Genomic DNA, 21,994 nt, shown 5'->3' on the forward strand with positions numbered 1-21,994 from the left:
ACATGACCTCTTGACCAGCGGACGTCGCGGCGCGGATCGCCTCGATCACCGCTCCATCGGCTGGCGTGCCGCCATAGACGACGCGACCATCCTGTTGCGGCACTTGCTCCGCCTCCCGGTGGCCTATGCCGCCCGAACGCCACGCGATCTCGATCCCGTCGCGCCCCGGTGCCTCAATTTTGGGTTTGATCGAGCATGCGCCACAACGCAGGTCGTCACCGAACCAAGAGACCACCAGCGAAACTGCGTGGCAACGCGGCAGCTCGGTCGTCAGCGCTTGCAGAGAGGCCGCAAAGTCCGTGCGGCCGGTCCGTACATGGGCGTTGATGAAAGCACCGTCGCCTGCACCATCGTCGTAGCGCACGGGCGTGGTGGCCAGGGAATACTCCCCCGTCCCGGGGATTAGCGCGACACCCCGGACATGCTGCGCAACATCGCCGGAGCCCTCTTCGCCTTCATTGCGCACGACCTCGAAGCTGAACTGCGGCACCCGATTGCCGAACGTCCCGAGCGCGAGGTTCTCGATCACCACATAGGCAAGGCCGCGATAGGCCGGCACGGCGCCCGCTCCCTCGACCGCTTCGATGGCAGGATCAGGTAATTGACCTGCATCGCCGGTGTAGACCCGCAGATCCAGCCCCTCGCGCACGAGTTCCTGACCATCCGCCCAGATCCGCCCGATCCCTGCGATCGGCCCTTCGCACAGGCCGATGGCCAATGAGATCTCGTATGAGTATTCCCTGGCCGTGGCCGTCGCGGTGCGCGCGCCTTTTCCGCCCGTGCCGCCGACTTCGCTTACGCGTTCCACGAAATCAGAGGCCCAGATCACGTGGCCCGCTACGCGCATCCGCCCGAAAATGCGCGAGATCGGTGCCCCCTCCCCGGCCGAGGTCAACCGCAGACGGTCGATCCGCCCATGTTCGACCATGCGCCCGCCCGCACCGAGGACCTTCTGACCAAGGTGCGCATCGATCAACCTGCCAGCCATCCCCCCGGCGGCACGCCCTACAGCCGCCGAACTCAGGCCAAGGATGCCGCCCCCCAGGGACGTGCCAACGGCGCCACCTGCGGCGCCAAGAACCATCGTGGCCATCACTGACCTCCTTGAGGAAAATCGAAGACCGCAACCAGCCTGCGCTGCCACGGGCGGCTCAGGACGCTTTCAATGACGCCATGCCCGGAATAGGCGTGGATGAATCGCTCCCCCCCGGTCGCAATGCCCAGATGCTTGGCGATCCCGCTCTCCCGCATCCGAAAGAGCAGGATCCGCCCCTGCGCCACTTCCTCAAGCGGTCGCGCCACGAGCAGGCGCTTGGCCGTATCCCACAGCACTTCCTCCGGTGTCGGTTCGCTCCAGTCGGGGGTGTACGGCGGCACCTCCAACGGCTCCGCCCCAAACAATTCGCGCCAGACCCCCCGCACAAGACCAAGACAATCGGTCCCAGCACCGCGACACGATGCCTGGTGCACGTAGGGCGTGCCGATCCAGCTTCGGGCGATTTCGGCTGCGACGCTCAAGCGTTCGCTCCCGCGGGATACGCCGTTAGCCAATCCTCGGTGGGCAAGTGGGGGAACCCGCGGTAGTTCAGTATGTTGCCGAACTTCTCGCGGCAGGTCGTCACGCGCTTGTCGCATCCCGCGACCAACTGCACCCGGTCGCCGGCCTGCAGACCACGCACGCTGTCCCATAGGGTCAACTGTCGCGTGCCACCCTGGACCATGTCGTCGCGTATCGGCGCAATCAGGCTGCCGTCCATCATGTGCAGTGCGCCGAACGCATACCACCCCGACGGCGCGGATCCGCCGGTTACTTCAACCACGGCTCCCTCGACTGCCTGCACCACGGCATCCACGGAGTGATAGTCGGCACTCAGCCCGCAGGTAGCGTCGCCGAATTGCGCCGCGCACTGCTTTTGGTAGAGCCGCCCGACGGGTCGGTTCAGCTGCTCGGTGAGGCCCCGCAACTCGGCTTTGAAGGCTCCGCCCGCCCGCTCGATCTCGCCCAACGTGCCGCGGAACACGAGGCGGCGGTCGGCAGGATCAAGCCAGTTAACCTGCGATATCTCGACGTTGGCCCCGTCGAAGCGGCCAGAGACGATGTCCTCCTCAGTCAGACCTACGTCGGACAACGCGCCGACAGCCTCCGAATTGTCGACCGACAATCCCGTCGTCTGCTCAAGCGTACGCGCCGTCATCGCGTCAGAGGGCCGGAACTCGACGCCATCGACCACCAAGGGCGCATCATGGTCAGTGAAGGCGAAGATGCGTCCATCCGTCCGCGTCAGCCGCCAGCAGCGGCAGCGTGTTTCCGTGCGATCCATCATCAGACCCGAAGCTCCACCACAGGGACATCAGGCACCTGGCCCGCATTGAATGTCGCGAGAGAGATGTCGATGCGATCGGTGTCGAACCGCACCGGAACGTCAAACAAGAAGCCCGCAGTCACGGTCACACCCAGCGCTGGCGCAGCGGGGAGCGTGATCGCACCCGTCGTATGATCCACATCGAAATCCGCAATCTCGACGCCATCCACTCCAACTCGAACCGAGCCCGCCACCGGCTTCGTGATGAGGCGGACATAGGAGCTCCGGCCAACGCCATACGTCTTGCTCAGGTGGAAGGCTCGACTGGTCCCGTCCCCGGTTCCGATCTTCTGGTCTCCGAAGCTGACCGCGGCGCCGCCCAGTGCCGATGAGTAGTCAGCCCAGTCTTTCCAGCGAAACCCGTGCAGCCGACCCCGCCGCGCTTCAAAGAAAGCGATCAGCAACTCGACATCCTCCATCGAGCGCAGTCCAAACCCGACATCGTACCGGCGCCGTGAGTGAGCCCAAGTGGTGTTACGCTCTTCGAACCCGTTGGCGAGGGTGACGATCTCAGTTCGCCGCTCCGGACCGCCGACAGCGCCAAAACTCAAATCCGCGGGACACCGCTCTTCATGAAAGGCCATGATCTATTCTCCTTCAGCGATTGCGCTCGGCACGCGACAACGCGCGGCTCATCTGCGCCGCGATCTGGCTTTGCGAGCGTTGGAACCCCGCGACATCCGGCGTCTGGATGTTCACCACCACTTGCGCGGGTGCCGAACTACCGCCCTCGGCGCGCACGCCTAGCTTTCCGTCCACGCCGCGCGTCAACGGCATGATCGCTTCCGGGCCAGCCTCGCCCATCAGCCCGGTGCCGCCCCGCATGGGGAACGTCATCGGCCCATTCACGACCCCGCCCGTGGCGAAGGGCATCACACGACCTTGCGTAAAAGAGCCTCCATTGGCGAAGGGCAGAAGGCTGCTCAGCAGGCTTTGCGCTCCGGCGGGGACAAGAGCGTTCAACTCCTTCCGCAGCGGGCTGACCGCAGCAGCATACGCGCTCTCAACCATGGACTGTCCAATCCCGCGCAACGAGTCCGAAAGCTTCCCCCCCTCCTTCGACACGTCCTGCAGTCCCGCTTTCAACGCCCGGAACATCTCTTCCGCTCCGCCGACGCTGTCCTCGAACCGGCGCAGTTCGTCCTCGAAGTCGCTGAATTCACTCATCCTTCGCCCTCCCGAGCGTATCGGGGAATGCCGCTCGCAACTCGTTGAGCCGTCCCCGTCCCATAGGCGCGGCTCCACTGCCGCGTCCCAGCATCATCTCGAACTCCGCCGGCGTGAGTGCCCAGAACTCGTGCGGCTTCAGGCCCATCGCCAGGCCAGCACGCAAAAGAGCCGCCCAATCGAATGCGGTCATGGCGCACGAAACGCACGAGCCAACAGCATCGCAGCCGCGCGTGCCCCTTCGAGCGGACCGCCCGTGATTTCGGCCGTCATCAGATCCGCGGCCGTGCCGCGCCATCCGCCCGCCCGCAAACCTGCCAGCAGCAGCGCCACCACGTCCCGCGTCCCATAGTCGCCCGCATCAAATCGCTCGATCAGCGGAACGAGCCCTCCTGGACCCAGCGCATCCTCGAGCTCGGCCAACGCACCCAGCGTCAGCTTGGCCACGTGCCGCTCTCCATCGATCGTGATCGACACCTCGCCCGCCCAAGGATTCGCCATCAGAGCGCCGTGAAGCTTAGCCGGCCAGCCGATGCCAGGGACAACTCGTAGGTCGCTTCGCCGTCATGCGTTCCCGCGTATTCGATCGACGCGACCTGAAACGGGCCTTCAACGATTCCAAAGTCGGGAATAATGACCTGGAACAACGGCGTTCGGCTTTCGAAGAACATCTGCCGCACACGCTCGTCGGTCGCGGCGTCCTTGAATACACCCGATCCCGAGATCGCTGCCTGCTTCACCCCCGCGCCGGCGAGCAGTTCCCGCCAGCCGCCGCTTTCCAGGCTCGTCACCTCGACAGTTGCCGCGTTGAACGAAATCCGCGTGGCGCGTAGCCCCGCGATGGTCTCGAACGAACCTGCGTCCGTCATATAGAGCTTGATCAGAAGATCCTTGCCGTTCTGGGCCGCCATATCCCTACCTCCGCCTTACAAAGAACTGTCCTGGATCTGCGCTCGAAAGCGCATGTCGATCCGCCGTGTGCCGCTTCGTGTGATCCGCCTGGCCTCGGCACCACGGAACCAAATCCCGACGAGGTAGCCGCGCCCCAGAACCAAGGGCGCGCCCAGGAGGGCGTCCGAAACCGCACCCGCCACGCGCTTGGCTGACTGGAATCCGTTCGCGGACGAAACGACCGAGACGACCACCTCGTGCAGCGCCCCGTAGCCGTCCGCATCCGACCGGTCGGTGACCTTCTCTTCGCCCAAGCTGATGAAGAGCGGGGGCACCGTGCCAGCGGGGACGCCATCATAGACCGCGCCCTGCACTAGATCGTAGACGTTCGCATCAAAGGTCAGCCGTTCGTAGACCGCCTCCTGCAACGCGCTCGCAACCGCGTAACTCATCGCACCACCTCTTCTTCTGCCTGGCAGATCAGCCATTTCGCCTGCGGCCCGTCCTCGGTTGCTGTCAGGATTGAAAAGACCCGCGCTCCCTCCCGAAACCGCTGTCCGGCAACGGGTCGCGATGGCGCGCCAGCCGGTGCCCCGCGCACAACGATCCGCCACAGCGTCCGCGACAGCGAAACTTCCTGCCCATCCGTTAGCCCGCTCGTCCGTGGCCGCATGTCAGCCCAGAGCGTGCCCAGCGGCGCCCATTCGGCCACCGTACCGCCGGCACCGTCCGAGACCTGCGTGCGCGTCTCCAGCACCAGTGCACGAGTCGGTCTGATCTCCATCAGAACACTCCCCACAGGCGCGGCTGCCGGTAAGGCGCGATCAGCGCTTTGACTCCTGACGGGATCTGCCCCGGCTGCGCCCGCTCTTCGTAGAGTGCGCCCGCGAGGCTCAGCACCGCGAAAGACAAGTCGCCTGGCAGTTCCGACCACGTGTCCGCATACCCCGCGCGGAAAGCAATCTCGGCGCGGCTGCCGGCCGGAATCGTGGGCAGGGCAAAGCCCCTTGCCACAATCGCCGGTCGGTGTGCATCGTGGCGGATATGGATCGCGCCGAGGTCGAGGACGTTACGCGCGCCCTTACCGTCGACCACCGCGATCTCGCTTACCGTCTCCAACGGCGCCCGCGGCAACACCTGCCGACCATTCTCGCGCCACGCTGGCACAGTCACTGAAAAGTCTCGTTTCAGCAGCGCCTTGCCGGTCGCCGCCTCGATCTGCGCCATGGCCGCACGAAGCGACCATTCCAATACCGGGTCCTGTACCGCGTCGTCGGCAAAGCCGGTGCCCAGACGCAGGTGGGCCCGAAGGTCCGAGATCGGTAGCGCAGCGGCGCTCAGACCCGATTGCTCGACAAGATACATGGCCGTTTTCCCTCTGCCTCGATCCCTCCGTCCGGTTGTGACGAACGCGCGCCCACACATCACTCGGACGGAGGGAATGCTGGTCGATGCGCGGAATGCGCGCGTCCGTCCGGGCCGGGCGTGGAAGCCCGACCCGCCCCCACTCGCCGTTAGGCGACCGAGAACTTCAGAAGCTTGATCGCAGCGAAGTCGCTCACGTCACCGCCGACGCGCTTGGTCGCGTAGAACAGCACGTGCGGCTTGGCCGAGAACGGGTCACGCAGGATGCGCAGGTCGGGACGCTCGGCGACGGTATAGCCGGCGGCGAAATCACCGAAAGCGATGGCCGTGTTGCCCGCCGCAATGTCGGGCATGTCCTCGGCGATCAGTACCGGGTAGCCCATGAGGCGTGCCGGCTCGCCGGCGGCCAAGCCGTCCGACCACAGGAAACGGCCGTCATTGTCCTTCAGACGACGCACCAGACCAGCGGTCTTCGAGTTCATCACGAAGGTCGCGTTCGCACGGTACTCGGCTCCGAGCGCGTAGATCAGGTCGACGATGGCGTCGACATCTCCGAACGCGCCCTCGGCGCCCGAAGCAACGTACCCAAGCGAGCCCCACGTCCAGGATTGCTCCTCGACAATCGAGTGCCGGAGGAAGCCACGCGGCTTCTCGTTTCCGTCGCCGATCACGAAGGCCGCGGCCTCGGCGCGCGAGAAGGTGTCCGCGATGCGACCGGCAAGCCAGCCTTCGATGTCGAACGCCGCGTCGTCCAGCAGGCGCTGCGACGCCTTCGGCAGGGCCGACAATTCGTGCAGCGGGATGGAGATGCGGTCGATCTGCCCGGTGCCGGTCTCGGCCATGCCCGAGGTCTCAGACGCCCAGCCCGACGCAAGGTCGCTCGTGTCGATCAGCACGTCGTAGGAGGTCGACTCCACGTTCACCACCGTGGCGATCTGACGGATCGAGGCGGTGGACTTCAGCACCGCCTTGACGCTGTCCGATGTTTGCGGATCAACAAGGTAGCCACCGTCCGAGTTCACCGCCGTCGACAGGCCCTTGCCCTCAAGAACGAGACCCCGAAGCGCGTCGTCGTCTCCCGAACGGACGTAGGCTTCGAACGCCTTCTGGTGGGGAACCTCGATCTCGGCCTGAGTGGCCAGAACGGGACGCTGGGATTTGGTCTGCAGCATGGTCTTGCGCTCTTCCTGGTGTTGAAGTTTGGTCTGAATGTCGTTCTTGAACGATTTGAGATCCCTGATGAAATCAGCCATCGCAATCTGTACTTCGCGGATCGGATCAGGCGCGCAGGCGCCCTCCGTCCGGACGCCGGGCCCGGTCGTGTTCATCGCTCTTTTCCTTTTTCTGGTGTCTGCTCGGGCCGTCAGGCGCCCGTCAGTTCCCGACCTGCGGCCCTGATGGCCTCGGCCAGTTCGCGCCAAGGGTCAGGCGTTTCGCCCTTCCGACCCACGCGCGCTTCCCGGAGCATCGGGAACGTGACCAGAGACACCTCCCACAGCTCCAGCTCGCTCAGGAGCCTGCCGCCCCTCGAACCCTTGCCCGCACGCTTCACGCGGTAGCCGATCGACAGCCCGTCGATGGCGCCCGCCGCGATCAGCGTAGCGGCTTCGCGACCCTTCTCGACCTCGGTCAGGATGCGTCCCTTGACCCAAAGTCCCGTGGCGTCTTCGTATACCTCGTCCCAGACGCCGATCGGTTGCGCCGGGTCGTGCTGCCACAGCATCTTCACCCGGTTTCCCTTGGTCGCCAGCGCCGCCAGAGAGGCCCCGTAGGCACCCACGGCAACCACGTCGCCGCCCTGATCCTCGGCACCGAAAAGCGAGGCATAGCCCTCGATCACATGGCCGTCGGTCACGCTGACCTGCCCGAGGTCAACGTATTTTCGCTCAAGCTCCATCACTCACTCCTCCGAGGGAGCGAGGCCAAGAAGCGCTCGCTTCTCGGCATCGCTCAGAAAATCTGCGCCCGCGATCCGGGTCCATTGCGCGTCCCGCTCGGCCGCCAGTGCAGGCACGAGATCCAGGTCCACCCGCAGGTCCAAGTCCTCGCCCGCGAATCCTTCAAGCCACTGTGCCAGCGACGCCGACACCCGCGCCGCCATCGGCAGCACCGTCAGCCGGTAGAATGCCCGGTGCGCCTCCGCGTAGTTGGCGTAGGTCGCGTCGCCCGGGATGCCGATCAGCATCGGTGGCACCCCGAAGGCCGTGGCGATCTCTCGCGCCGCAGCTTCCTTGGTCTTCTGGAACTCCATGTCGGACGGAGAGAACCCCATCGGCTTCCAGTCCAGCCCACCCTCCAGCAGCATCGGCCGTCCGGCGTTTCGTGCGCCCTGGTGATTGGCCTCGATCTCGGCCACCAGCCGGTCGTACTGCTCGGGGGTCATCACTCCGTCGCCGCCTTCGAACACGATCGCCCCCGAAGGCCGCGCCGCATTGTCTAAAAGCGCCTTCGACCACCGGGACGCGCTGTTATGCACGTCCATCGCCTGGGCCACCGATTGCATCGCCGACAGGCCGTAGTGGTCGTCCTGCGGGTGAAAACTCTTCACGTGGCACACTGCCTCGGCCGGAAAACGGTGAGTCCGCCCGCCGACGCTGTAGTCATAGGCCACCGGCCAGCCATCCGCCCCCGGCACCACGCTCATCCGCTCCGATCGCAGCACGTGTAGCTCGGCTGGAAGCCCTTCGCCGCCCACGGCCTCGACATAGCCGTTACCCGTCAGCAGAAGCTGGCCATACAGCGCCTCCAGCAGCTCGGCGCGTCCTTGGGCTCCGTTCGGCCGGGACAGCAACGTTGCCACTGGATGCACCTCCATCCGCGCGCCCTTCGCCTCCAGCACCAGAGGCAGCGCCGCCGCCGCTTCCGAAACAAGCTTCACGCAGCGGAACACGACCGGGTTGCCCTGGAACCCCGACCGCGTCAGCGAGGCGGTGTCGCGCGGGCTCCAGGCCACCCGGCCCGCGCTCCCCGTGGCGATCCTCGAGGTCGTAAGCGCACCTGCTGCGCTCGCCTTGACCTCTTCGGGCGCCGCACCGCCCCGCTTTATAAACTCGAACATCGCTCTCTCCTCAAAGTCGCCGGACGCCTGGCCGCGAGCTGCGGCCGAGCATCAGCTCGGTCAGGGCCCAGACCAGCGCATCCACCCGATCGGGCGAACCCGCCCCGCGGAAACCTCCAACCGCCATCTGCACCATCTGCGCCTCCAGCTCGTCCATCTGCCCCCGGTGTGCGACCCGCCCCTGTTCGTAGAGGGCTGCCACCGGTTCCGCTCGACAGACCTTGCCGCGAGAAGCGTAAACGCCTCGGTAACTAACCGTACGGTCCACCTGGCGCAGGATCGCCTCGATCAGTTCGCCGCCCTGGTTCACCTCGGCCACGACGCGGTCCGCGCCGTGCCGGTGGTAGGCCGCGATAGCCGCCTGCGCCCATTCCAGGGGCGACCCCTTCACCGACGCATCCTCGAGCACCACGGCCCGCTCGCCGTCTGCCGTCACGCCAGCCACGACGATTCCGCAGGTATCGGCCTTCGCGCCGCCCGTGACCGGCGGGTCCACCGCCACCACGATACGCGCCGGTTCATCCGCACCACTCCGGCAGCCCGATAGCTGCGACGAGGTCCAGAGCGCACCTTCGACATCCTCCAACAGCCGCCCGTCCAGCTCCTGCAAGCCCAGCCGAGAGCCGCCATAGCGCCGCTCGACCTCCTCCAGGAACGAGGCCGCAAGGTTCGCTTTGTTCACCTGCGTCGCCGCATGGGTCTGCACAGTCGACTCAGCCTTCAGCAGCCGCTTCAGCACCGGCACGTTGCGCGGCGTCGTCGTCACACATTGCCGGGGCCGTTCGCCCAGCCGCAGGCAGAATTGCAGCATGTCCCAGGCCTCTTCGCCCCGGCGCCACTTCGCCAGTTCGTCCACCCAGGCCGCGTCGAACTGCGGACCGCGCAACGATTCCGGGTCATGCGCCGAAAATGCCTGCGCCACCGCGCCGTTCGGCCAGACCAGCCGCTTGCGCGTGGATTCCCACACCGGCTTCCGGTCGGGCGGCGTGCAGGCAAGGATTCCGGACTCGCCAAAGATCATCACCTCGCGCACCTGGTCGAGCGTCTCACCCACCAGCGCCATCCGCTTCGAGATGCCCGGGTCGAGGGGGCGTGCCCCCTCGACCATCGACCGCACCCACTCGGCCCCGGCGCGGGTCTTGCCCGCGCCGCGCCCCCCCAGGATCACCCAGGATCGCCAGTCGCCCTCGGGCGGAAGCTGGTGCTCCATCGCCCAGAACTCGAACAGCCACGGCAGCGCCAGCAACTCGCCTTCGGTCAGGTCATTCAGGAACGTCTCCTGCACTGCTTGCGGCGCGGAGGCGAGCCAGGCGGCGCCCGATCTCGTCCCGCGCGGCGTCGAAGTCGATTGCGAATTCGTGCACGATTCCGGCGCGCTTTCTCTGCACCTCGTCGAGCCGTTTTCTCTCGCTGAAGACATGGTCCATCGCCCTCTGCACTGCGCTGACGCGCTGTTTCACTTCCGTATCCGGCACCGGCTCGCCCTTCCGAACCCGGCCCTTCATGTCTCCCAGTGCGATCAGCAGTTCCGTGAACTGCTCTTCCGCCAGCTCCAGCACACACTTCTCATTCTCGAACCCCGTCTCGTTCACACGAATGACCGTCATCGACCCCTGCCCCCCAGCAAGATTGGTCTCCGGTCCGAGAGCCGCGCCCCCTCAGACGCCGCCACCAGCAAGACCCGTTTTCCGGTGAAAAGCTGAAGGTTGGGCGACCTAAGCGCGCGCAGCGTCGGCGCCGCCCGGGCAGCGCCTCGCAAGTGCGTGATGCGCAAAGAAAAAGGGCGGCCGAAGCCGCCCCGTCACCCGATAGTGATCGCAGGTGTTAATTCGCCGCGCGCTCAGCTTCGATCTCGCGCCACCGCGCCACGTTTCGATTGTGCTCGTCCAACGTCGTCGCAAAGGCGTGCCCGCCGGACCCGTCGGCCACGAAATACAGGTAGTCCGTGGACGCCGGGTTCAGCGCCGCCTCGATCGCCTCGCGGCCGGGATTGGCGATCGGCGTCGGCGGCAGCCCGTCTATGCGGTAGGTGTTGTAGGGCGTCTCGGCCTGAAGCTCGGATTGCCGCAGTCCCCGCCCCAGCACACCCTCACCGTTCGTCACGCCGTAGATCACCGTCGGGTCGGTCTGCAGGCGCATCCCCTGCTCCAGCCGGTTGATGAACACGCTGGCAACCTGCCGCCGTTCCTCAGGCATCCCGGTCTCCTTCTCGACGATCGACGCCATGATCAACGCCTCTTCGGGCGTGTCATAGGGCAGATCGGTCGCGCGGTTCTCCCACGCCGTGGCAAGACGCTCATCCTGTCGCGCCTCCATCCGCGCCAGCAGGTTCGACCGCGACGCGTCTGGGGTCACTTCATAGCTGTCCGGCGCCAACGTCCCCTCGTCCGGCACGCCCGAAACCGTGCCATTCAGGAAGTCGACCGCCTTCAGCGCCTCGACGATCTGCCAAGACGTCACCCCCTCGGCCACAGCAATCCGGTACCGCGTGTCCGCGTCGTCACGCACCTCGGCATAGACCTCTGGCGCTTGGCCCTCGGCCGCAGGGTCGAATTCGGCCTGCTCGACAAAGCGGTTGGTGGCCGGGTCAAGCTCGCGCACCTCGATCTGCTGGGCGTTGACCCCGATGCGGTAGACGACTTCCGTACCGCAGGTCGACTGGCCGCCCCGCGTGACGATGTCCACGATCTGCTCCATCGACGACTGCTCGGGCACAAGGAACGACCCCGCTTTCAGATCATCAGCGCGTTCGGTGTAGTCGGCCCCGATCCGCATGAGCTGCGGCGAGCTGACCGCCCCCTGATCCGCCAAGTCGCGCGTGACGCGGGTAAAGCTCGATCCCGGCTCGACGCGCAGACAGATGGCCTGGGCCAGCGGACCGGGCTGGCGGTATTCGTTGATCCCCCAACCGATCAGCCCCGCCAGCGCCACCAATGCGACGATCAGCAGCGTCATCCCGTTGGCGGCGACGTGCCTCCACATCAGGCGGCGACCCGCCGCAGCAGAAGCACCGCGTTGGTGCCGCCAAAGCCGAACGAGTTGGACAGCGCCACGTCGATCTCACGCTCGACCTTCTTGCCGGGGGCGAGGTCGATCACCGCATCCTCGGGCGGCGTCTCGAGGTTCAGGGTGGGCGGCGCCACTTGGTCACGTATTGCCAGCGCCGAGAAGATCGCCTCGATCGCCCCGGCCGCACCCAGAAGGTGCCCCGTTGCAGACTTGGTCGAACTCATCGTGGCCTTCGTCGCCGCATCGCCCAGAAGCCGCTGCACCGCGCCCATCTCGATCGTGTCGGCCATGGTCGAGGTGCCGTGCGCATTCACGTAGTCGATGTCGCTCACGTCGATGCCGGCACCGCGGACGGCGGCCCGCATGGCGCGCTCGGCGCCCTCGTGGTTCGGCGGCGGCGCAGTGATGTGATGCGCATCGCCCGACATGCCATAGCCGATCACCTCGGCATAGATCTTGGCACCCCGCGCCTTGGCGCGCTGGTAATCCTCAAGGACAACGATGCCCGAGCCTTCGCCCATGACAAATCCGTCACGATCCTTGTCCCAAGGCCGCGATGCTGCTTTCGGATCATCCCGGTACTTGGTCGACAGGGCCTTGCAGGCATTGAACCCAGCGATCCCGATCTCGTTGATGGCGCTTTCAGCCCCACCCGCGATCATCACGTCGGCATCGCCCAGCCGGATCATCCGGCTCGCGTCGCCGATGGCATGCGAGCCGGTCGAGCAGGCGGTCACGACCGAATGGTTCGGCCCCCTGTAGCCATACTTGATCGACACCTGCCCCGAGATCAGGTTGATCAGCGATCCCGGGATAAAGAACGGCGACACCCGGCGTGCGCCCTTGTCGCGGATCAGGTAGGCCGTCTCGGCGATGGTGCCGAGCCCCCCGATCCCCGAGCCGATCATCACGCCGATCCGCTCCATCTCCTCGTCGCTTTCGCCGCCGAGGCCGGCGTCCTTGATCGCCTGGTCCGCCGCGGCCATGCCATAAAGGATGAACTGGTCGACCTTGCGCTGCTCCTTGGGCTCCATCCAGTCGTCGGGGTTGAAGGTCCCGTCCGACCCGTCGCCCTTGGGCACTTCGCAGGCGTAATTCGTCGCCAGGTGGCTTGCGTCGAACTGCTTGATCGTGTCCGCGCCCGACTGACCATCGAGGATACGCGACCACGTCTCTTCGACCCCGCAGGCCAGAGGGCTGACCATGCCCATTCCGGTGATGACTACACGCCGCGAATTCATGTTTCCGCCCCTCCTTCAACTCACGCCCGCCTGATACACGCGAGGGAGGCCGGAGGGAAGAGCGGCAGCCGGACGCGGGCGCAGGACCGCCGCCCTCCGAAACGCAAAGAGCGCGCCCCGAAGGACGCGCCCATGCCGAACCCATAGGGCCGTAAAAGAGGCTTAGACAGCGCCCTTGATGTAGTTCACGGCATCGCCGAAGGTCTGGATGTTCTCGGCGGCGTCGTCGGGGATCTCGATCCCGAACTCTTCCTCGAAGGCCATGACCAGCTCGACCGTATCGAGGCTGTCCGCGCCCAGATCGTCGATGAACGAGGCGTTCTCGGTGACCTTCTCTTCTTCGACGCCGAGATGCTCGACGACCTTGTTGCGGACGCGCTTTTCGATATCGTTGTCGCTCATGGTTCTTCCTCTTTTGCTCCGGGCTGTCCCGTCACTGGTCGCCCGCTCGGGGCAAAATCTGTACCGCCACCCTCTGCCTTACAAGACATCGCCGCGCGGGACGGCCGACGCGGCGACGAAAAGGTGCGCCGCCTATAGCACACGTCTCGGCGGTCGCAAACGAAAACGCCGAAGCGTCAGAACATCGCCATTCCGCCGTTCACGTGCAGCGTCTCACCCGTGACATAGGCCGCTTCACGGCTTGCCAGGTAAAGAACCGCGGCCGCGATCTCGTCCGCCTCACCCATACGGCCCGTCGGGATGCGGCCCAAAAGGCTCTCCTTCTGGTCGTCGGTCAGCTTGTCGGTCATGGCCGTGGCGATGAAGCCCGGTGCGACGCAGTTCACAGTGACGCCGCGGCTGGCAACCTCCTGCGCAAGGCTTTTTGAAAAGCCGATCACGCCGGCCTTGGCGGCGGCATAGTTGGCCTGCCCCGGATTGCCCGTAGCGCCCACGACGGACGAGATGTTCACGATCCGACCCCACTTGGCCTTCATCATCCCCCGCAGCGCAAGCTGGCTCAGCTTCGCCACGGCGGTCAGGTTGACGTCGATGACCTTCTGCCAGTCCTCGTCGGACATCCGCAGCATCAGCTGGTCGCGCGCCACGCCTGCGTTATTCACGAGGATATCGAGCGATCCCATCGCCTCGGCCGCGCGCTTCGGCAGCTCCTTCAGCGCCTCGGCGTCGCTCAGGTCGCAGGGCAGGACATGCGCGCCCTCGCCCAGATCCTCGGCCAGCGCGCGAAGCGGCTCTTCTCGCGTTCCCGAAAGCCCAACCTGCGCCCCCGCGCCATGCAGCCCGCGCGCGATCTCGCCGCCGATGCCGCCCGAAGCGCCGGTAACCAGCGCCGCCTTTCCCGTCAGATCGAACATGCTCAAGCTCCCTGCCCCGCGGCGGCCTTCACCTCGTCCGCCGTCCCGACCGTGCGGGTCGTGATGCCCCGGTCGATGCGTTTCACCATGCCGGAGAGCGCCTTGCCGGCGCCAACCTCCCAGATTTCGTCCACGCCCGCAGCGCCCATGGCCGCCACAGACTCGCGCCACCGGACCGAGCCTGTCACCTGCTCGACCAGCAGACGCCGGATCTCGTCCGGGTCGCTGACCGGCGCCGCGGTGACATTTGCCACCACCGGAACCGTCGGCGCGTTGATCGTCACCTCGGCCAGCGCGGCCTGCATCCGCTCTGCGGCAGGCTGCATCAGCGCGCAGTGGAACGGCGCGCTCACAGGCAGCATCAGCGCCCGCTTGGCGCCGGCCTCCTTCGCAAGTTCCACCGCCCGTTCGACCGCTTCCCGGTGCCCCGAGACCACGACCTGCGACGGATCGTTGTCGTTCGCCGCCTGGCAGACCTGCCCTTGCGCCGCCCGCTCGGCCACACCTTGCGCTGCCTCGAAATCCAGTCCCAGAAGTGCGGCCATCGCACCTTGGCCCACGGGCACGGCCTCTTGCATCGCCTGCCCGCGCAGGCGCAGAAGCCGCGCTGCATCCGCCACGCCGATCGCACCGGCGGCGGCCAGCGCCGAGTATTCCCCCAGCGAATGACCGGCGACAAAGGCCGCGCGGTCGGTCACGAAGCCTTCTGCCTCGAGCGCGCGGAACGCGGCAAGCGAGGTCGCCATCAGCGCCGGTTGCGCGTTGGCGGTCAAGGTCAGGTCGTCGGACGAGCCGTTCCAGATCAGGTCGGACAGCTTCTCGCCGAGCGCCGCATCCACCTCATCGAAAACCGCTCTTGCGGCCGGGTATGCCTCGGCCAGATCGCGGCCCATTCCCACGGTTTGTGCTCCCTGCCCGGGAAACACCAATGCCAGCGCCATCTCTGCCCCTCCTTGTCGCGTCGACCCCGCATATATGCCGTCGCCGCCAAGGGCAAACCATCACAACTTTAGCGCGAACACCAGCCGGGGGATTCTTCATCTTCCGCCAGAACGAAAACGGCCGCCGAATCGCTCCGGCGGCCGCTCGTCTCATGCACAATCCGGAAGGATCAGCGCTGGTCGTCCAGCTCCGACTTCTCCTGGACCGCGGGTTGCTCGTTGCGCTGCTCGACGGGGCTTTCGTCCTCGTCCAGCTGCGCGGCACCGATGTCGTCGAAGAGCTCCTGGATCTCGAACTCGGCGGCGGCTTCTTCTTCCGCGGCCAGTTCCTGGATCGACTTGCCCTGCTTCTGGATCTCGGCCTCTTCCTCGGTCCGGGCCACGTTCAGCTGAACGGTAACCACGACCTCGGGGTGAAGCGTGATCGTCGCCTCGTGCAGGCCGAGCTCCTTGATCGGAGCGACCAGCGCGACCTGGCGGCGGTCCACGTCGAACCCTTGCGCCTGCGCGGCTTCGGCGACGTCGCGGGTCGACACCGACCCGTAGAGCGCACCACCGTCCGAAGCGGCGCGGATCACGACGAACTGCTGACCTTCCAGCTGCGCGGCCAGGGCCTGAGCTTCCTTCTTGGTCTCTTCGTTGCGCGCTTCGAGGTTCGATTTCTGCGCCTCGAAGGCAGCGACGTTGGCCTCGGAGGCCCACAGCGCCTTCTTCTGCGGCAGCAGATAGTTGCGCGCGTAGCCTTCCTTGACCGCGACGACCTCGCCCATGTTGCCGAGCTTGGCGACACGCTCCAGCAGGATGACGTTCATTGACATTGGGGTGTCCTCCTCACTTCACGGCGTAGGGCAGAAGCGCCAGGAACCGTGCGCGCTTGATCGCCTGGGCGAGCTTGCGCTGGTTCTTGGCGCCGACGGCGGTGATCCGCGAGGGCACGATCTTGCCGCGCTCGGAGATGTAGCGCTGAAGCAGACGGGTGTCCTTGTAGTCGATCTTCGGCGCGTTCTCGCCCGCGAAGGGGTCGGTCTTGCGGCGGCGGAAAAACGGTTTTGCGGCCATGCTTGGAACTCCTTCTTAGCGGCGCGGACGGCGGTCTTCGCGCTCGTCACGTTTCTGCATCTGGGCCGAGGGACCTTCCTCGTGCTCGTCGACCTTGATGGTCAGAACGCGCATGACGTCCTCGTGCAGACGCATCAGGCGCTCCATCTCCTGGACGGCCGGCGCGGGGGCGTCGGTGCGCAGGTAGGCGTAGTGGCCCTTGCGGTTCTTGTTGATCCGGTAGGCCATCGTCTTGACGCCCCAGTATTCGAATTCAACCAGCTTACCGCCATTGTCGGACAGCACGGCGCTGAAATGTTCGATCAGTCCCTCGGCCTGCGTATTCGACAGGTCCTGACGAGAGATGAAGACATGCTCGTAAAGCGGCATGGCTTTCCTTCCAGGTTTTCAGGGCGCATTTCAAAGACCGGGCCTGATGCCCTCCGCATCCCGGGTCACGAGAGTCTGCGCCGATCGCGATTGTCGCGGAGGTTGGCGGGCGATACCGGAAAGCATGCCGTGTGGCAACCCGTGACGCTGAATGTCCGAGTTTGCCCCGCCTTCGGCAGATTTTCGCCAGACTTCATCCTTAGCGAGGCCTCAGGGGTGATAACGAACGGAGCATGGGCATGGCAACGGGCACGCATGCAAAGGGTCGCACCCTCATTATGTCGCAGAGTCTAGGACAGGTGCGGTTGCGCCGGGATGGCCCCGTCGAACGTCACGCCCGCGCGGTCGAGCTTGGCGCCTGGGCGGCGGGACTTCTGCTCGTGGCGTCTGCCTTGCTGGCCTGGAGCCCGTTTGCCCCCGCAAGCACCGCCGATCTGCGCATCGCGGTCACGCTCTCGGCGCTCTCGGGCGCATGGCCCCTGCTGCGCCTCGCCTTCTGCGGCGTCCGGTACGAGACCGTGTTCGACGTCGGCGCACAAGAGTTCCGGCAGCACCGGATGACAGCTGGCGGCCGCGCGCGGACGGTGCTGACCCTGCCCATCGACCTGGTGAACAGCGTGCATATCCATCGGGCGCCGCCGGGGATGCCCTCTCACCTCGCTGCGCGCGATGCCGCCGGCAAACGGATCTACATCGGCACCGCACCCTTGGCGCAGCTCGAACGGATGCATCACGAGATCGTGGCCGCCCTGTGCCTGGCCCCCGCCCGGACAGGAAGGCCACGCCGGGGCGTTTCACCGACCGCCATGACGGCGGCGGCCTGACGTCAAGGTCCCTGTAGGACAGGTTCCGGGCGGCGCGCACTGGCGGGGTGACCCGACCCCGCCTAGGTTGGCGGGAATGCGCCGCCTGATCTGCCTTCTCCTCTGTTTCGCATCGTTCGCCCAGGCGGCCGAACGGCCGCGTCCGCGCCCAGAGGATCAGAGATGCCGGGCCGACGGCTCGGCCTGCATTCGCCTCGCGAACTATACCGATGATGTCTGCCGCCAGATCGCCCGCGCCGCCAGCACCGCAGAGGTCGACACGGGCTTCTTTGCCCGCCTGCTCTGGCAGGAAAGCCTGTTCGACGCGGCCGCCGTCAGCTCCGCAGGGGCACAAGGCATTGCGCAGTTCATGCCCGCGACGGCAGCGCTGAGAGGTCTGGACGATCCGTTCAACCCGGCCCAGGCAATCTATGCCTCCGCAGCTTATCTCGCTGACCTAGCGTCCCAATTCGGAAATCTCGGCCTCGCCGCCGCGGCCTACAACGCCGGTGAGGCGCGCACGCAGGACTTCATTGACCGGGACCGCATCCTGCCGGCCGAAACCCGCGCCTACGTGCAGATCATCACGGGCCACAGCCCTCGCGCCTGGCGCGACGCCCCTCCCGAGGACGTCGACTACGCACTCGCCCCCGACACACCGTTCGAGGAAGCCTGTCGCGCACAGGCCGCGAGCCGCACCTTCAAGAGCTTCTCGCCGCCGCCGCCCCTCTGGGGCGTGATCGTTGCGGCCGGTCGTAGACGTCCGACGGTCGAACGGTTCGCCGACAAGGTCCGCCGCGAAAACGGCGACATCATCGGCAGCCGCACCATCCAGATCGTCGAGGACACCCTGCCCGCCTTCGGCCGCAGCACACGCCTGACGGCGAAGATCGCAGTAGATGACGCCGAAGAGGCCCGGCAACTCTGCCGCGCGCTACGGCGCAACAGTGCCTACTGCCAGGTCAGCAGCCCGGACTGAATGCACTCGCGTTCGTGATGGTACAGAGGGGGATCCGCCGCTTTAGAACGACGAGCGGGGCCGCCTCCTCCGAACGGCCCCGCTCATTGCCCAACCTCGGTCGGGCGATCGACTTGATTCGATCTACAGCTTACGCTGCGTCGTCTTCTTCTTCCAGAGCTTCGACAGCTTCTTGCAGCTCGTCCTTCGTGACCTCCTTCTCGGTCACGTTGGCCTGTTCGAAGATGAAGTCGACGACCTTGTCCTCGAACAGCGGCGCCTGGATCTGCTGACGCATCTGGGCGTTCTGCTGCACGAACTCGAAGAACTGACGCTCCTGACCCGGATACTGCCGCGCCTGGTTCATGACCGCCTGGGTCATCTCGGCATCGGTGACTTGGATCTCGTTCTTGCGGCCCAGCTCGGCGAGCAGCAGTCCAAGACGCACACGGCGCTCGGCCAGCTTCTTGTGCTCGTCCGTCGGTTCTATCTTGTCGTGGTTGTGGCCCTGAACGTCGGGGTTTTCCTCGTGCCACAGCTGGTGCGCGATCTGCTGCGCCTCGGCATCGACAAGCGCCGGCGGAAGCTCGAAATCGACCATATCGTCGAGGATATCCAGCAGGCGGCGCTTCATCACGGCGCGGGCGGCCTGATCGTACTCGGCGACCAGACGCTCACGGATCTGGCCTTTCAGCGCGTCGAGGTCCTCGGCACCGTAGTTCTTCGCCAGGTCGTCGTTGATCTCGGCCTTCTGGGGCGCCTTCACGTCCTTGACCTTGGTCGCGAAGACGGCCTCTTTCCCGGCGAGGTGGCTCGCCTGGTAATCCTCGGGGAACGAGACTTTCACGTCCTTCTCGTCGCCGGCCGACACACCCTTGAGCTGCTCTTCGAAGCCGGGGATGAAGCTGTTCGAGCCCAGGACCAGCGGATAATCCTCGGCCGAACCGCCCTGGAATTCCTCGCCGTCGATCGAGCCGGTGAAGTCGATCACGACCTGATCGCCGTCCTCGGCCGCGCCGTCCTTCGTTTCGAAGTTCTTCGCGTTCTCGGCCAGCGATTCCAGCGCCTCGTCCACCGCACTTTCGTCCGGCACGACCTTCAGCTTCTCGATCTCGATCGACTTCGCGTCGAAATCGGGGATCTCGGGCAGCTTCTCGTAGGTCATCTCGACCTCGACGTCGTCACCCTTCTGCCAGGCCTCGTTCGTCATCTTGACGTCGGGCTGCATGGCGGGACGGTCGCCCGTCTCTTCGAAATGCTTGGACATCGCGCCGTCGACGGCTTCCTGCATCGATTCGCCGAGCAGCCGCTCGCCGAACTGCTTGCGCAGCAGCGCCAGCGGCACCTTGCCCTTGCGGAAGCCCTTCATTTCGATGTCGGGTTGCGCCTCGGTCAGCTTCTCGGTGACCTTGGCGTCCAGCTCGTCGGCGCTCACGGTAATCCGGTAGCCGCGCTTCAGCCCTTCGTTGACGGTCTCTGTGACCTGCATGTTCGCCCTCTCGTGATTTTCCCCGGCGCCCAAACCCGGGGCGCGTGATTTCGGCGTCTCATAAGGTGCCGGGCCGTCCACTGCAAGGCGGCGAGGGCTCGGGATGCGTCGCACGTCTGGCAGTCGGGATGGCTGGTGCGGGCGGCGGGACTTGAACCCGCACTTTCGTTAAGAAAACAGGAACCTAAATCCTGCGTGTCTGCCAATTCCACCACGCCCGCGTGGTCGAGCGCCATGTATCGCGCCCAGCCCGGCGATGCGAGCCGAAAATTGTATGGAAATTCGGAGGCTCGATAACCGAATCTTGACACATTCTCCCCCGAATGAGGCTCACGGGACAGGGAGTGAACCTCATGAGCAAGATCGCCACCGACCGTCAGGGCTTGAAGAGGCAGACCGGCCTCGCCACCGGAACGCGGGTCATGACGCTGGACGGACCGCTTCCGGTCGAGTTCCTGCAGCCCGGCGACCGCATCGTCACCCGGCACGGCGTACGCCACCTGCGCGACGTCCGCGTAACCGTGCGCCGCAAGGCGCAGGCGGTGACCATCCGCGCCTCGGCTCTGGGCCACCACCGGCCCGAAGCCGACGTCACGGTGGCCGCCGACCACCAGATCCTCGTGCGCGGCTGGCGTGCGAAGGCGCTCTACGGCAGCGATCAGGCGACCGTTCCCGCCGCAAAGCTCGTCGACGGAGAATACATCTCTTTGCACATGGTGGACGAGCTGCGCAGCTTCGACCTGATCTTCGACGAGCCGCAGGTCATCTATGCCGACGGGACCGAGATTGCCGTGACCACCACGACCGTCACCTCAGCCTAGGCTGCGCCGCCGGACCAAGGCCAGCGCGTCCTCGGGCCACGAGACAATTCCGCCCCCGACCGCGGCTGCAACCCCGGTGGTTCCGGGAGAACTGGTCGGCCAGCCGCGCGCGACGCGCACCGCAAGATAGGCGAATGCCTGCGCTTCGAGCATGTCTCCGTCGAGCCCCACCTCCTCGACCGGAGCGGCCTCGAGCCCGCTTCCCGCGCGGATCATCTCCATCATCACCGGGTTGAGGCGCCCGCCCCCGGTGACCAGCAGCCGCGACGGTCGTTTCGGCAAATGGTCGAGTCCGAGCACGACGGACGCCGCGGACGCTGCCGTCAAGGTTGCCGCCGCATCGGCGTCAGACAGGCCTGCAACGGCCTCGCCCAACCACGCGAAATCGTCCCGGTCGAGCGACTTGGGCGGCATCTTCGCAAAGTAGCCATGCGCCGCGAGCCGGTCGAGCACCGCGCCGTCCGCATCACCCTCGGCCGCCAGCGCTCCATCCCCGTCGAACCCCGCGCCGCGCCGCGCGCGCATCAGGTCGTTCAGCGGCGCGTTCGCAGGCCCGGTGTCGAAGGCCAGGCAGGCGCCGGGGTCCGACGGCACCTCGATCGCGGGATTGATATAGCTGATGTTGCCAACGCCCCCGAGGTTCAGCACCGCCGTGGGGGACGTCTCGCCCACGAAGCGCAGGGCCGCGTGGTGAAAGAACGGCGCGAGTGGCGCGCCCTGCCCGCCCAGTTCGACATCGGCCGAGCGAAAGTCCCAGACCACCGGCAGGTCGAGCACGTGCGCCAGGAACCGGCCGTCCCCGATCTGGCAAGTCCCTCGCCCGGCCGGGTCATGTGCCGTCGTCTGGCCGTGAAAGCCGACGACCGCCGCACCAGGGATGCCGCCCAGCAGTTCGGCATGCGCGCTTTCGACCACCGTCGACGCCTCGCCCAGGTTCTCCCATCGCCCCATTGCGGCGCGCAGGACGGCGCGTTCCTCGTCGGAATAGGCGCGGTAGGCGGTCTCGCCGAACGCGAAGATCTGCGCCCCGTCGGTCAGCACCATCGCCGCATCCACCCCGTCGAGCGACGTTCCCGACATGGTTCCCACGGCCCAGATCGGCCCCTCGCGCAGCGCGCCCTTCAACATGGCTTTCCTCTGCCCC

28 protein-coding genes, 1 tRNA gene and 1 pseudogene are annotated in these 21,994 nt (G+C 66.1%); 3 read left to right on the top strand and 27 right to left on the bottom strand.

Going from position 1 to position 21,994, the window contains the following annotated elements:
• The 24 genes and pseudogenes from ACFDS3_RS11630 to rpsF all read right to left on the bottom strand — a co-directional run.
• Positions 1 to 1,093: pseudogene (locus ACFDS3_RS11630) on the bottom strand (host specificity protein); the annotation flags it as partial.
• The gene (locus tag ACFDS3_RS11635; protein WP_375262520.1) at positions 1,093 to 1,518 is read right to left on the bottom strand and encodes an NlpC/P60 family protein; all 426 of its coding nucleotides are present in this window, start codon (positions 1,516 to 1,518) and stop codon (positions 1,093 to 1,095) included. The pseudogene ACFDS3_RS11630 and the gene ACFDS3_RS11635, both read right to left, overlap by 1 nt.
• On the bottom strand, positions 1,515 to 2,324 hold the full coding sequence (locus tag ACFDS3_RS11640; protein ID WP_375262521.1) for a DUF2163 domain-containing protein: 810 nt from the start codon (positions 2,322 to 2,324) through the stop codon (positions 1,515 to 1,517). The genes ACFDS3_RS11635 and ACFDS3_RS11640 overlap by 4 nt, the downstream gene beginning before the upstream one ends.
• Positions 2,324 to 2,947 carry a TIGR02217 family protein gene (locus tag ACFDS3_RS11645; protein WP_375262522.1) on the bottom strand — a complete coding sequence of 208 codons (624 nt, stop codon included), beginning with the start codon at positions 2,945 to 2,947 and terminating at the stop codon, positions 2,324 to 2,326. Before ACFDS3_RS11645 ends, ACFDS3_RS11640 begins: the two co-directional genes overlap by 1 nt.
• A gap of 13 nt (positions 2,948 to 2,960) precedes the next feature.
• Positions 2,961 to 3,530: a phage tail tape measure protein gene (locus tag ACFDS3_RS11650; protein ID WP_375262523.1), complete on the bottom strand. Its 570-nt coding sequence runs from the start codon at positions 3,528 to 3,530 to the stop codon at positions 2,961 to 2,963.
• Positions 3,523 to 3,828 carry a rcc01693 family protein gene (locus tag ACFDS3_RS11655; RefSeq protein ID WP_375262524.1) on the bottom strand — a complete coding sequence of 102 codons (306 nt, stop codon included), beginning with the start codon at positions 3,826 to 3,828 and terminating at the stop codon, positions 3,523 to 3,525. Before ACFDS3_RS11655 ends, ACFDS3_RS11650 begins: the two co-directional genes overlap by 8 nt.
• Positions 3,720 to 4,031 carry a gene transfer agent family protein gene (locus ACFDS3_RS11660; RefSeq protein ID WP_375262525.1) on the bottom strand — a complete coding sequence of 104 codons (312 nt, stop codon included), beginning with the start codon at positions 4,029 to 4,031 and terminating at the stop codon, positions 3,720 to 3,722. Before ACFDS3_RS11660 ends, ACFDS3_RS11655 begins: the two co-directional genes overlap by 109 nt.
• Complete coding sequence (locus tag ACFDS3_RS11665; RefSeq protein WP_375262526.1) at positions 4,031 to 4,441, bottom strand: phage major tail protein, TP901-1 family; 411 nt, start codon at positions 4,439 to 4,441, stop codon at positions 4,031 to 4,033. Before ACFDS3_RS11665 ends, ACFDS3_RS11660 begins: the two co-directional genes overlap by 1 nt.
• A 15-nt stretch (positions 4,442 to 4,456) precedes the next feature.
• Positions 4,457 to 4,873 carry a DUF3168 domain-containing protein gene (locus ACFDS3_RS11670; protein ID WP_375262527.1) on the bottom strand — a complete coding sequence of 139 codons (417 nt, stop codon included), beginning with the start codon at positions 4,871 to 4,873 and terminating at the stop codon, positions 4,457 to 4,459.
• Positions 4,870 to 5,205 carry a head-tail adaptor protein gene (locus ACFDS3_RS11675; RefSeq protein ID WP_375262528.1) on the bottom strand — a complete coding sequence of 112 codons (336 nt, stop codon included), beginning with the start codon at positions 5,203 to 5,205 and terminating at the stop codon, positions 4,870 to 4,872. Before ACFDS3_RS11675 ends, ACFDS3_RS11670 begins: the two co-directional genes overlap by 4 nt.
• Positions 5,205 to 5,786 (bottom strand): hypothetical protein, encoded by a 582-nt coding sequence (locus tag ACFDS3_RS11680; RefSeq protein ID WP_375262529.1) that lies wholly within the window; start codon positions 5,784 to 5,786, stop codon positions 5,205 to 5,207. Before ACFDS3_RS11680 ends, ACFDS3_RS11675 begins: the two co-directional genes overlap by 1 nt.
• 149 nt (positions 5,787 to 5,935) lie before the next feature.
• Positions 5,936 to 7,114, bottom strand: coding sequence for a phage major capsid protein (locus ACFDS3_RS11685; protein ID WP_375262530.1), 1,179 nt, complete (start codon positions 7,112 to 7,114; stop codon positions 5,936 to 5,938).
• Between the two features lie 35 nt (positions 7,115 to 7,149).
• Positions 7,150 to 7,683, bottom strand: coding sequence for an HK97 family phage prohead protease (locus ACFDS3_RS11690; protein WP_375262531.1), 534 nt, complete (start codon positions 7,681 to 7,683; stop codon positions 7,150 to 7,152).
• A 3-nt stretch (positions 7,684 to 7,686) separates the two neighbouring features.
• Positions 7,687 to 8,844, bottom strand: a complete 1,158-nt coding sequence (locus ACFDS3_RS11695) for a phage portal protein (RefSeq protein WP_375262532.1) — start codon at positions 8,842 to 8,844, stop codon at positions 7,687 to 7,689.
• Positions 8,845 to 8,854: 10 nt separating this feature from the next.
• A complete protein-coding gene (locus ACFDS3_RS11700; protein WP_375262533.1) occupies positions 8,855 to 10,129 on the bottom strand; it encodes a DNA-packaging protein in 1,275 nt (424 codons plus the stop codon).
• The gene (locus tag ACFDS3_RS11705; protein ID WP_375262534.1) at positions 10,107 to 10,451 is read right to left on the bottom strand and encodes a hypothetical protein; all 345 of its coding nucleotides are present in this window, start codon (positions 10,449 to 10,451) and stop codon (positions 10,107 to 10,109) included. Before ACFDS3_RS11705 ends, ACFDS3_RS11700 begins: the two co-directional genes overlap by 23 nt.
• Positions 10,452 to 10,668: 217 nt before the next feature.
• Entirely contained in the window at positions 10,669 to 11,826 is a 1,158-nt protein-coding gene (mltG, locus tag ACFDS3_RS11710; protein ID WP_375262535.1) for an endolytic transglycosylase MltG, read from the bottom strand.
• A complete protein-coding gene (gene fabF, locus ACFDS3_RS11715; protein WP_375262536.1) occupies positions 11,826 to 13,094 on the bottom strand; it encodes a beta-ketoacyl-ACP synthase II in 1,269 nt (422 codons plus the stop codon). Before fabF ends, mltG begins: the two co-directional genes overlap by 1 nt.
• A 162-nt stretch (positions 13,095 to 13,256) precedes the next feature.
• Positions 13,257 to 13,496, bottom strand: coding sequence for an acyl carrier protein (locus tag ACFDS3_RS11720; protein ID WP_085852477.1), 240 nt, complete (start codon positions 13,494 to 13,496; stop codon positions 13,257 to 13,259).
• A gap of 176 nt (positions 13,497 to 13,672) precedes the next feature.
• Complete coding sequence (gene fabG, locus ACFDS3_RS11725) at positions 13,673 to 14,410, bottom strand: 3-oxoacyl-[acyl-carrier-protein] reductase (RefSeq protein WP_375262537.1); 738 nt, start codon at positions 14,408 to 14,410, stop codon at positions 13,673 to 13,675.
• Positions 14,411 to 14,412: 2 nt separating this feature from the next.
• Positions 14,413 to 15,351, bottom strand: coding sequence for an ACP S-malonyltransferase (fabD, locus tag ACFDS3_RS11730; RefSeq protein ID WP_375262538.1), 939 nt, complete (start codon positions 15,349 to 15,351; stop codon positions 14,413 to 14,415).
• A 170-nt stretch (positions 15,352 to 15,521) separates the two neighbouring features.
• Entirely contained in the window at positions 15,522 to 16,163 is a 642-nt protein-coding gene (gene rplI, locus ACFDS3_RS11735; protein ID WP_375262553.1) for a 50S ribosomal protein L9, read from the bottom strand.
• A gap of 19 nt (positions 16,164 to 16,182) precedes the next feature.
• Positions 16,183 to 16,410, bottom strand: a complete 228-nt coding sequence (gene rpsR, locus ACFDS3_RS11740) for a 30S ribosomal protein S18 (protein ID WP_375262539.1) — start codon at positions 16,408 to 16,410, stop codon at positions 16,183 to 16,185.
• Positions 16,411 to 16,425: 15 nt separating this feature from the next.
• Positions 16,426 to 16,779 carry a 30S ribosomal protein S6 gene (gene rpsF, locus ACFDS3_RS11745; RefSeq protein ID WP_375262540.1) on the bottom strand — a complete coding sequence of 118 codons (354 nt, stop codon included), beginning with the start codon at positions 16,777 to 16,779 and terminating at the stop codon, positions 16,426 to 16,428.
• A gap of 239 nt (positions 16,780 to 17,018) precedes the next feature.
• Between rpsF and ACFDS3_RS11750 the strand changes: the two genes are divergently transcribed.
• Both ACFDS3_RS11750 and ACFDS3_RS11755 read left to right on the top strand, forming a co-directional pair.
• Positions 17,019 to 17,603: a hypothetical protein gene (locus tag ACFDS3_RS11750; RefSeq protein WP_375262541.1), complete on the top strand. Its 585-nt coding sequence runs from the start codon at positions 17,019 to 17,021 to the stop codon at positions 17,601 to 17,603.
• Positions 17,604 to 17,679: 76 nt separating this feature from the next.
• A complete protein-coding gene (locus tag ACFDS3_RS11755; protein WP_375262542.1) occupies positions 17,680 to 18,561 on the top strand; it encodes a lytic transglycosylase domain-containing protein in 882 nt (293 codons plus the stop codon).
• A gap of 130 nt (positions 18,562 to 18,691) precedes the next feature.
• Here ACFDS3_RS11755 and tig read toward each other — a convergent pair whose 3' ends face one another.
• Together tig and ACFDS3_RS11765 are read right to left on the bottom strand one after the other, a co-directional pair.
• Complete coding sequence (gene tig, locus ACFDS3_RS11760) at positions 18,692 to 20,029, bottom strand: trigger factor (RefSeq protein ID WP_375262543.1); 1,338 nt, start codon at positions 20,027 to 20,029, stop codon at positions 18,692 to 18,694.
• Between the two features lie 133 nt (positions 20,030 to 20,162).
• Positions 20,163 to 20,250, bottom strand: a tRNA-Leu gene (locus ACFDS3_RS11765).
• A 132-nt stretch (positions 20,251 to 20,382) separates the two neighbouring features.
• Here ACFDS3_RS11765 and ACFDS3_RS11770 point away from each other — a divergent pair.
• On the top strand, positions 20,383 to 20,850 hold the full coding sequence (locus ACFDS3_RS11770) for a Hint domain-containing protein (RefSeq protein WP_375262544.1): 468 nt from the start codon (positions 20,383 to 20,385) through the stop codon (positions 20,848 to 20,850).
• Here ACFDS3_RS11770 and ACFDS3_RS11775 read toward each other — a convergent pair.
• Complete coding sequence (locus ACFDS3_RS11775) at positions 20,842 to 21,978, bottom strand: anhydro-N-acetylmuramic acid kinase (RefSeq protein WP_375262545.1); 1,137 nt, start codon at positions 21,976 to 21,978, stop codon at positions 20,842 to 20,844. The genes ACFDS3_RS11770 and ACFDS3_RS11775 overlap by 9 nt on opposite strands.
• Positions 21,979 to 21,994: the final 16 nt, after the last annotated feature.

The organism is Palleronia sp. (assembly GCF_042089775.1).
Taxonomy (GTDB): Bacteria; Pseudomonadota; Alphaproteobacteria; order Rhodobacterales; family Rhodobacteraceae; genus Palleronia.

Coding starts and splice junctions, on each gene's coding strand:
- ACFDS3_RS11640 (WP_375262521.1), bottom strand. CDS start 2,324: ATGATGGATCGCACGGAAACACGCTGCCGCTGCTGGCGGCTGACGCGG.
- ACFDS3_RS11645 (WP_375262522.1), bottom strand. CDS start 2,947: ATGGCCTTTCATGAAGAGCGGTGTCCCGCGGATTTGAGTTTTGGCGCT.
- ACFDS3_RS11650 (WP_375262523.1), bottom strand. CDS start 3,530: ATGAGTGAATTCAGCGACTTCGAGGACGAACTGCGCCGGTTCGAGGAC.
- ACFDS3_RS11655 (WP_375262524.1), bottom strand. CDS start 3,828: ATGGCGCGGCACGGCCGCGGATCTGATGACGGCCGAAATCACGGGCGG.
- ACFDS3_RS11660 (WP_375262525.1), bottom strand. CDS start 4,031: ATGGCGAATCCTTGGGCGGGCGAGGTGTCGATCACGATCGATGGAGAG.
- ACFDS3_RS11665 (WP_375262526.1), bottom strand. CDS start 4,441: ATGGCGGCCCAGAACGGCAAGGATCTTCTGATCAAGCTCTATATGACG.
- ACFDS3_RS11670 (WP_375262527.1), bottom strand. CDS start 4,873: ATGAGTTACGCGGTTGCGAGCGCGTTGCAGGAGGCGGTCTACGAACGG.
- ACFDS3_RS11675 (WP_375262528.1), bottom strand. CDS start 5,205: ATGGAGATCAGACCGACTCGTGCACTGGTGCTGGAGACGCGCACGCAG.
- ACFDS3_RS11680 (WP_375262529.1), bottom strand. CDS start 5,786: ATGTATCTTGTCGAGCAATCGGGTCTGAGCGCCGCTGCGCTACCGATC.
- ACFDS3_RS11685 (WP_375262530.1), bottom strand. CDS start 7,114: ATGAACACGACCGGGCCCGGCGTCCGGACGGAGGGCGCCTGCGCGCCT.
- ACFDS3_RS11690 (WP_375262531.1), bottom strand. CDS start 7,683: ATGGAGCTTGAGCGAAAATACGTTGACCTCGGGCAGGTCAGCGTGACC.
- ACFDS3_RS11695 (WP_375262532.1), bottom strand. CDS start 8,844: ATGTTCGAGTTTATAAAGCGGGGCGGTGCGGCGCCCGAAGAGGTCAAG.
- ACFDS3_RS11705 (WP_375262534.1), bottom strand. CDS start 10,451: ATGACGGTCATTCGTGTGAACGAGACGGGGTTCGAGAATGAGAAGTGT.
- mltG (WP_375262535.1), bottom strand. CDS start 11,826: ATGTGGAGGCACGTCGCCGCCAACGGGATGACGCTGCTGATCGTCGCA.
- fabF (WP_375262536.1), bottom strand. CDS start 13,094: ATGAATTCGCGGCGTGTAGTCATCACCGGAATGGGCATGGTCAGCCCT.
- ACFDS3_RS11720 (WP_085852477.1), bottom strand. CDS start 13,496: ATGAGCGACAACGATATCGAAAAGCGCGTCCGCAACAAGGTCGTCGAG.
- fabG (WP_375262537.1), bottom strand. CDS start 14,410: ATGTTCGATCTGACGGGAAAGGCGGCGCTGGTTACCGGCGCTTCGGGC.
- fabD (WP_375262538.1), bottom strand. CDS start 15,351: ATGGCGCTGGCATTGGTGTTTCCCGGGCAGGGAGCACAAACCGTGGGA.
- rplI (WP_375262553.1), bottom strand. CDS start 16,163: ATGAACGTCATCCTGCTGGAGCGTGTCGCCAAGCTCGGCAACATGGGC.
- rpsR (WP_375262539.1), bottom strand. CDS start 16,410: ATGGCCGCAAAACCGTTTTTCCGCCGCCGCAAGACCGACCCCTTCGCG.
- rpsF (WP_375262540.1), bottom strand. CDS start 16,779: ATGCCGCTTTACGAGCATGTCTTCATCTCTCGTCAGGACCTGTCGAAT.
- ACFDS3_RS11750 (WP_375262541.1), top strand. CDS start 17,019: ATGGCAACGGGCACGCATGCAAAGGGTCGCACCCTCATTATGTCGCAG.
- ACFDS3_RS11755 (WP_375262542.1), top strand. CDS start 17,680: ATGCGCCGCCTGATCTGCCTTCTCCTCTGTTTCGCATCGTTCGCCCAG.
- tig (WP_375262543.1), bottom strand. CDS start 20,029: ATGCAGGTCACAGAGACCGTCAACGAAGGGCTGAAGCGCGGCTACCGG.
- ACFDS3_RS11770 (WP_375262544.1), top strand. CDS start 20,383: ATGAGCAAGATCGCCACCGACCGTCAGGGCTTGAAGAGGCAGACCGGC.
- ACFDS3_RS11775 (WP_375262545.1), bottom strand. CDS start 21,978: ATGTTGAAGGGCGCGCTGCGCGAGGGGCCGATCTGGGCCGTGGGAACC.